The 6,728-nt window shown below is 65.7% G+C and carries 7 protein-coding genes, 1 tRNA gene, 1 other RNA gene and 1 pseudogene; 5 read left to right on the forward strand and 5 right to left on the reverse strand.

What is annotated here, in order from left to right; translation table 11 throughout:
- Positions 1–455, forward strand: a 455-nt coding sequence (locus D579_RS15390) for an integrase core domain-containing protein (RefSeq protein ID WP_038050562.1), incomplete at its 5' end; no start/stop codon positions are given.
- Positions 456–458: 3 nt separating this feature from the next.
- Here D579_RS15390 and D579_RS15015 read toward each other — a convergent pair.
- The 3 genes from D579_RS15015 to D579_RS0114020 form a co-directional block, all read right to left on the reverse strand.
- A non-coding RNA gene (locus D579_RS15015) (RtT sRNA) lies at positions 459–589 on the reverse strand.
- 53 nt (positions 590–642) lie between these two features.
- Positions 643–733: transfer RNA gene (locus D579_RS0114015), tRNA-Ser, on the reverse strand.
- 96 nt (positions 734–829) lie between these two features.
- Entirely contained in the window at positions 830–1,159 is a 330-nt protein-coding gene (locus D579_RS0114020; protein ID WP_018144371.1) for a DUF1820 family protein, read from the reverse strand.
- 111 nt (positions 1,160–1,270) lie between these two features.
- Here D579_RS0114020 and D579_RS0114025 point away from each other — a divergent pair, with 111 nt between their 5' ends.
- From D579_RS0114025 to D579_RS0114035, 3 genes are all read left to right on the forward strand, one after another.
- A complete protein-coding gene (locus tag D579_RS0114025) occupies positions 1,271–2,131 on the forward strand; it encodes a diiron oxygenase (protein WP_026289547.1) in 861 nt (286 codons plus the stop codon).
- 68 nt (positions 2,132–2,199) lie between these two features.
- Complete coding sequence (mltF, locus tag D579_RS0114030) at positions 2,200–3,753, forward strand: membrane-bound lytic murein transglycosylase MltF (protein ID WP_018952384.1); 1,554 nt, start codon at positions 2,200–2,202, stop codon at positions 3,751–3,753.
- A gap of 242 nt (positions 3,754–3,995) precedes the next feature.
- Positions 3,996–5,297: an NRAMP family divalent metal transporter gene (locus tag D579_RS0114035; RefSeq protein ID WP_018952385.1), complete on the forward strand. Its 1,302-nt coding sequence runs from the start codon at positions 3,996–3,998 to the stop codon at positions 5,295–5,297.
- Between the two features lie 22 nt (positions 5,298–5,319).
- Here D579_RS0114035 and D579_RS0114040 read toward each other — a convergent pair whose 3' ends face one another.
- Positions 5,320–6,231, reverse strand: coding sequence for an NAD(P)-dependent oxidoreductase (locus D579_RS0114040; RefSeq protein ID WP_018952386.1), 912 nt, complete (start codon positions 6,229–6,231; stop codon positions 5,320–5,322).
- Positions 6,232–6,307: 76 nt separating this feature from the next.
- Here D579_RS0114040 and D579_RS15165 point away from each other — a divergent pair.
- Positions 6,308–6,439: pseudogene (locus D579_RS15165) on the forward strand (EamA/RhaT family transporter); the annotation flags it as partial.
- Positions 6,440–6,456: 17 nt separating this feature from the next.
- Here the strand turns inward: D579_RS15165 and D579_RS0114050 are convergent.
- The coding region (locus D579_RS0114050; protein ID WP_018952120.1) for an integrase core domain-containing protein at positions 6,457–6,728 on the reverse strand (272 nt) is incomplete at its 5' end.

Consider the following 6,728-nt stretch of genomic DNA (forward strand, 5'->3'; position numbering starts at 1 on the left):
ACGGCATCCAACACCGCCTGACCCAGCCCAGAAAGCCCCAGACGAACGGGATGGTCGAGCGCTTCAACGGGCGCATTGCCGATCTCCTGCGCACGTACCACATCGACTCCAGCGAGCAGATGCAGGACGCCCTGTACCATTACCTGTACTTGTACAACCACGCCATCCAGCAAAAGGCCCTGGGTCACCGAACGCCCGTAGCGGCCCTCAAGGCGTGGCAGCAAACCCACCCCGACTGCTTTCGAAAACGCGTTTATAACCAGCCGAGACCTGACAGGTACTTCTTTGCACGAGCAAAGAAGTACCTCGCGGTGCGCTCGCGAGAAAGCGCCTGGCAGGCGGCGGACCGAAGCCACCGTAAACACCGGATGCCGAACCAGGACCAGCCACTAGCCGGCAAGCAGGATCCCCGAGGCCAAAAATGCAAAAGGGGCCACTCGGGCCCCTTTGCTTGAATCTGGCGGAGAGGGAGGGATTACTCGGCACTACGTGCCTCGCCCTCCGGGTCGTCGCCTGCGGCGACGCTCGGGTGCCGCTGCGCGTCACCCGTCGAACCATCATTTTCGATCTCTCGGGTTCGAATCCCCGAGCGCCGGGGCCAACCATACAAAAGGGGCCACTCGGGGCCCCTTTGCTTGAATCTGGCGGAGAGGGAGGGATTCGAACCCTCGATACGGGGTTACCGTATACACACTTTCCAGGCGTGCGCCTTCGACCGCTCGGCCACCTCTCCGTTTTCCGCAACCGCTGGACGGTCACGAAGCGCGGAATCCTAAACCAGGCGCGGCAGCGGCGCAATGGAGGGGACGAAAAACAGCAGCTTGCGGGATCAGGAACCGCCCTTGCCCGGCAGACCGGGAAAAGCGTGCACATTGCCCCCGGCAGTTCCCGCATCGTGAATGCGCGGGGTACCCACTGCCGTGACCTCGTCGATCCGGATCAACGCATGCATCGGCACATGGAAGCGCTCCACACCCTCGAACTCGGTGCGCAAGCGCTCCTCCGAGGGGTCCACCACCACCTGCGTGCGCTCGCCGAACAGCAGGCCCTCGATGGTGACGAAACCGTAAAGCTCGTCCTGGTAAACGTCACGGGCGTACAGCTCGTACGTTTTTCCGTTGTTCAGGAAATTGATTCGGTACCGCAGATTCTTGTCCATGGGCTCCATCATGGGGGAGCAACCGCAGATTGCAACGGGTTGGCGTTGGTCCGGAGCGCCAGAGTCGGTATGATTCCGGGCGTTATCCGCATGGGTCCCGGCACGCCAACGATGAATTCCTCCCAGGAGCTGCTCGATCATTTGAGCCGCAACAGCTCGCCGTACCAGGATCCGCTCACGCGGATTCGCTGGGATGCGCTGTCTTCGGAGGACTACTGGATCCCGGAAGAGGCCATCTCGCTGTTCGGCACGCCCGAATATTCCGCGCTGTCGGGCGAGCAGAAACGGCGCCTCTCGCAATACGAATTTCTCTATTTCATCAGTGGCGCGCTGTGGCTGGAAGGCCTGTTCATGGAGCGCATCTCGCGCATCTCCATGCACTCGACCGGCCGCCTGGACCGGCTGAACTACCGCCTGCATGAGCTGCGTGAAGAGGCCGGTCACAGCCTGATGTTCATCGAGTTCATGCGCCGCAGCGGGCTGGAGCTGCCGGAACGGCGCTTCCCGAAACCCAAGCTCGCCACCCTGGTCGGCCGCTTTGCCCCCTTCGAGTCCTCGATCTTCTGGATCGCGGTGATGATCGGCGAGGAGGTCCCGGACCGGATGAACCGCCTGATCCACCAGCGCCGCGACCAGATCAGCCCCACGGTGCATGACGTCGTCTCCACCCACATGATCGACGAAGCGCGCCACATGGCACATGCCCGCGACACGCTGGAAAGCTACCTGGATACCCTGCCGGCCTGGCAGAAGGCGGCCTACCGCCCGCTGATGCGTCGGGTGTTCCGCCAGTTCGTGCACGCCTTCTACTACCCCACGGCGGATATCTACCAGCTCGCGGGCCTGCCCGCGGGCCCGAACTACCGCCGTCTGGCGCACGATAACCCCCGTCGGGCCGCCTTCATCGATACCTGTGTCGACCCCGCACTGCAGGTCCTTCGCGCCCAGGGTCTGGTCCTGAACTGGCGATAGGGTCACCACCTCCCTGCGCCGGTCATCGCCCAGCACTGCCTGCACGGCCGATTGGGTATCATCGGTTCATGTTCCCGCACCTTCGCCTTCGCCCACCGAGCTCGACCTGGCGCCAGATCGAGCTCGGCGTGTTCATCGTGTTGCTGGTGATGATCGGCCTGCGGGTCTGGTTCCAGCCGCCCTCGGCCCTCCAGCAATTGACCTTCCGCGAGGAACTGCAGGTAGTGCTGGTCGAAGCGCCCTTGGGGCGCTCGGAGCTGGCGGCCACCAATGGCCACGACCAACTGGAACTGGCCCTGCTGCATGGCTTCGCGAAGGAACTGGGCACGCGCATTCGCGTAACCCGCGTGGAGACCGCCGCCGAGGCCCACCGCCGTCTGCGCGAACACCGGGCGGACCTGGCCGCCGGGCTGCTGGTGGACCCCGATGAACCGACGATCGAACGCGGTCCGGAGATCCTCGCCATCCAGCAGGTTCTCGCCTTCTGGCGCGGCAACGAATCCACCGCTGCACTGCCCGCCCTCGCCAGCCTGCCCGCCGGAACCCGACTCGGACTCACCGCACAGTCGCCGCTGCCGGAACGCCTGCGGGCCCATCTGGCCCACGCCGACGCGGCGAGGCAACAGGTATCGGTCCGGGCAGGGGATCCGGAGTCCGAGACCCCGAATCCGGGCCTGTTCGAGACCCTCGGGTACGAGCCGCGAGACCCGCCGGTCGAGCTGGTACCCATCGGGACCGCCAAAGCACAACGCCAGGCGTTGGCCGCGGGCCAAATCGACTATGCACTGATGAGCTCCCTGGAATTCGGCCGGCTGCAACGCTTGCATCCCGATCTGCGTACCGCCTATGAGTTCGAGCGCGGGGTGGCCGTCACCTGGCTGTTCCCGGCCGGCTTCGACCGCAGCCTGATCGACGCGGCGGAGGCCTACATTGACCGCCTGCGGGAGAACCGCGACCTGGAACTGATGATCGACCGCTACCTGGGCCATCTGGAGACCCACGACCTGGTGGACGCCCTGACCTTCGCCCGGCGCGTGGATAACCAGCTGGATCGCTTTCGCGGCCTGTTCGAACGCGCCGGCGCAGAATACGGCCTGGACTGGCGCTTCATCGCCGCCGTGGCCTACCAGGAGTCTCACTGGAACGCGGAGGCCATCTCCCCCACCGGGGTGCGCGGACTGATGATGCTGACCCAGAACACCGCATCCGGCCTCGGCGTCGAGGACCGCACCGATCCGGCATCCAGCGTCGACGGCGGCACCCGCTACCTGCTGGACCTGCGTGAGCGCCTACCGGAACGCATCCCGGAACCGGACCGCACCTGGATGACGCTGGCGGCCTACAACGTCGGTCTGGGACACCTGCATGACGCCCGGCGTCTGGCCGACGCCAACGGCGACGATCCGGATCGCTGGCTGGACGTAATGCAGTGGCTGCCACGGCTGGCGGAACGCGAATGGCACGAGCAAACCCGCTATGGCTACGCCCGCGGCTGGGAGCCGGTCCTCTACGTGCAGAACATTCGCAGCTATTACGACAAGTTGATCCAGCGCTTCCCCGCAAGCAGCGATCAGATCCCCAACGCACCGCAAATCTACCGTCGCGTCCCCCTGTCGCTCTGAAGCGTGGCGGGCGCGGTCAGCGCGCGCCCTCGTCTTCCCTGGACGACGCTGATGAGTCGCGTTGATCCCCGCAGATTTTTCGAAACAAGGCGCACCGTACGTGCCTTGGCGGCCTGCGATCCGCTGCCCATCCATGAGCCCCGAGGCAGGATCGGGAACATGGGGCACCCAAACGCACGTGTACATAGATCAATGTTTCCCTAGAATCCGTACCCCACACCCTTACCCCCGGACCCAGGCCCATGAATGCTTCCACCCGCGCCTCCCTGCGCGCAGCCATCGGACCAGGCCTGCTGATGGCCGGAGCGGCAGTGGGCGTCTCGCATCTGGTCCAGGCCACCCGGGGCGGGGCCGAATACGGGCTGCTGCTGATCCCGATCGTGCTGCTGGCCTGCCTGTTCAAGTATCCATTCCTAGAGTTCGGCCCGCGCTACGCGGCCGCCACTGGACATCACCTGCTGACCGGCTACCACCGGCTCGGCAACTGGGCACTCGGGCTCTACATCGCGGTGACCGTGGGTACCCTGTTTACCATCCAGGCAGTGGTCACGCTGACCACCGCCGGGCTGGTCACACTGGTCTTTGACCTGGATCTGTCGGTCACCCTGGTCTCGGCCCTGGTGCTGGCCGCATGCATTACGTTCCTGATGATCGGCGCCTACCGCGGGCTCGATCTGGGCATGAAGATCATCATGGCGGCGCTCAGCGTCTCCACCGTGGCCGCCGTGGCACTCGCCTTCCGCGAGGCTCCGGACCTGGTCACCCTGTCCGGCGCGCAAGAGTGGTCGAGCCTCTGGACCCTGGCCGGCTTCGCCTTCGTGCTGGCCCTTCTGGGATGGATGCCGATCCCGCTCGATGTGGCCGCCTGGCATTCGATCTGGACCCAGGAGCGCGCCCGCCAGACGGGCCACGCCCCGACGGTACGCGAGGCGATCTTCGACTTCCGCCTGGGCTACCTGGGCGCGGTGGTGATTGCCCTCGCGTTCATGCTGCTGGGCGCGGTGCTGATGTATGGCAGCGGGATCGGCTTTGCCCCGGGGGCGGCCGCCTTCTCCGCTCAGCTGGTAGACCTGTATGCCCATAGTCTGGGCGAATGGAGCCGCACCCTGATCGCCGTGGCCGCCCTGACCACAATGTTCTCGACCACCCTGGCCGTCACCGATGCCTACCCCCGTGTGATCGTGGCGATCATCCGCACCCTGCGCGAGGACGGCCACGCACCACAGACCATGGATCCCTCGCGCAAAGGCGAACGAGGCCTGGACTGGTGGGGCTACCGGATCGCGCTGCTGGTGGTCGCCAGCGGCGCCGTGCTGCTGATTTCGCAGGCCGGGGAACACTTCACCCGCCTGGTCGATTTCGCCACGCTGCTGTCGTTCCTGTCCGCCCCAGTACTGGCCTGGATCACCTTCAAGGTGGTGATGTCACCGGACATGCCGGAGCAACACCGACCAGGGCGCGGCATGCGCGCCCTGTCCTGGGCCGGGATCGTATTCGGCCTGGTGTTCTCGGTGCTCTACATCCTCTGGCGCCTGTTCGGCTAACCCGCGACGCGAAGAACCGCCTTTAACGCCCTTGATCGTCACGGGCGTGAAGGCAAAAACGCGCCAGGATGGCCACATCGTGATCGGCCTGCCCGGCCTCCAACGCCTCGTCCACCGCGCGTCGCACCGGCTTGAGTCCGTCAAGGCTCAGCCCCACCTCCTCGCCCAGCCCGGCCACAATGCCCAGATCCTTGTGGTAGAGCCCGGTCTGGAAACCGGGCTCGAAATCGCCATCCAGTAGCCGCTGGCCGTGTACCTCCAGGATGCGCGAACCGGCAAAGCCCCCCATTAACGCCTCGCGCATGCGTGCCGGGTCCACCCCGGTCTGTTCGGCCAACGCAAACGCCTCCCCGATCGCGACCAGGGTCTCGCCCACCACCAGCTGGTTGCAGGCCTTGGCGATCTGCCCCGCGCCGGTGTCGCCCACGTGGGTCAGGGTGGAGCCCACCACCTCGAAGATCGGTCGCAGCCTCTCGACAACATCGACCGGCCCGCCCACCATCAGGCTCAGGGTCCCGGCCCGCGCGCCCGGCTCCCCGCCCGAAACCGGGGCATCCACGAAGGTCACCTCGCGTTCGGCGGCCGCTCGGGCGATGGCGCGGGTACGCATCGGGTCGATGGTGCTGTGATCGACCACGACCAGTCCGGGACGGGCGTGCTCCAGAACCCCATCCGGCCCCAGCATCAGCGCCTCGACATCCGGCGTATCGGAGACATTCAGCACCAGCACCCGCACGCCGCGAACCAGCTCCGGGAGGCTCGTGCATGGCTGCGCCCCATCCTGCGCGAGTGCTTCCGCCGTCTCCGGCCGGCGCGCCCAGACCTGGACGTCGGCCCCGGCGGCGAGGAGGTTGCGATTCATGGGTGCCCCCATGATGCCGAGGCCAATGGCCCCGATCGGCTGCAGTTCGGGCGGGATCTGGGATGCGGACATACGGCACTCCGAAAACGGTACCCACGCACTGTAACAACCCCGCTGGAAAAGCGGCACATGGAGGGTGAACCGGATCATGCAACGCGAACACCTGCACGGCTCCCTGCTCGCCTTCACCGGCGTGATGGCGCTCAGCTTCGACGGACTGCTAGTGCGCCTGGCCAACACCCAGGGCATGGATATCGTCTTCTGGCGCGGGTTGCTGATGGTGTCGACTTCCCCGGATTAGGTCCACGCATAACTAGAGGTTTCCGGGGTGTGTAACTGCCGGTATTCGACCGGCGTCAGGTCCCCCAGCGCGTCGTGAGGGATGGTTTCGTTGTAGTCCTGCAGCCACTGCTCGGTGTGTTCCCGGACTTCGGTCAGCGTTCGGAAGACGTAGAGGTCCAGGACCCCGCGGCGGTAGCTGCCGTTGAACCGTTCGATGAAGCCGTTCTGCATCGGTTTGCCCGGCTGGATGAAGCTCAGTTCCACGCCGCGCTGGTCGGCCCAGTCGG

Origin of the sequence: Thioalkalivibrio sp. AKL12 (assembly GCF_000377925.1) — a bacterium.
Lineage (GTDB): Bacteria > Pseudomonadota > Gammaproteobacteria > Ectothiorhodospirales > Ectothiorhodospiraceae > Thioalkalivibrio > Thioalkalivibrio versutus.

Coding starts and splice junctions, on each gene's coding strand:
- D579_RS0114020 (WP_018144371.1), bottom strand. CDS start 1,159: ATGGACAAGAATCTGCGGTACCGAATCAATTTCCTGAACAACGGAAAA.
- D579_RS0114040 (WP_018952386.1), bottom strand. CDS start 6,231: ATGTCCGCATCCCAGATCCCGCCCGAACTGCAGCCGATCGGGGCCATT.
- mltF (WP_018952384.1), top strand. CDS start 2,200: ATGTTCCCGCACCTTCGCCTTCGCCCACCGAGCTCGACCTGGCGCCAG.
- D579_RS0114035 (WP_018952385.1), top strand. CDS start 3,996: ATGAATGCTTCCACCCGCGCCTCCCTGCGCGCAGCCATCGGACCAGGC.
- D579_RS0114025 (WP_026289547.1), top strand. CDS start 1,271: ATGAATTCCTCCCAGGAGCTGCTCGATCATTTGAGCCGCAACAGCTCG.